The sequence below is a fragment of the Mesorhizobium sp. M7A.F.Ca.CA.003.01.2.1 genome (genome assembly GCF_003998945.1).
GTDB lineage: Bacteria > Pseudomonadota > Alphaproteobacteria > Rhizobiales > Rhizobiaceae > Mesorhizobium > Mesorhizobium ciceri.
In genome coordinates this window covers 1-418 of sequence record NZ_RZRA01001702.1, presented here as the reverse complement: position 1 = coordinate 418, position 418 = coordinate 1, and the positions used below count along the sequence as shown (strand labels likewise).

Sequence of the window (418 nt, the reverse complement as noted above, 5' to 3'; positions counted from 1 at the left end):
GGCGGCTCGCCGATATACATGCGCTGCAGCATTTTTTCGGTGACCCAAAGATATCTGGAATAGCCGATGAAGTAGGTGCCGAACTCGTTCTGCCCCGGCCTGCCAAACGGCATGTTGTCGCGCAAAATATCGTACTCGTTGCCGGCGGCATCCTCGATGGTGGCCAGCGACTTGTGCGATTTGCGCGGCGCATCGTCATCGTCGATTTCGATGTTGTCGATCTTGGTGCGGCCGATGATCGCTTCCTGCTCGGGCGTCGGAATGCGCGCCCAGGCCTGCATGTCGTGGAGATATTTCTGGACGACGACATAGCTGCCGCCGGCGAAGTCGGCGTCTTCATCGCCGATGAGCGCAGAGGCGGGCAAGTCGAGGCCGGTCGGGTTGGCGGTCCCGTCGACGAAGCCGAGCAGGTCGCGCG

1 protein-coding gene is annotated in these 418 nt (G+C 61.5%); it reads right to left on the bottom strand.

From position 1 onward, the window contains the following. Window positions 1-418, bottom strand: a 418-nt coding sequence (locus EN969_RS35015) for a Dyp-type peroxidase (RefSeq protein ID WP_127419989.1), incomplete at both ends; no start/stop codon positions are given.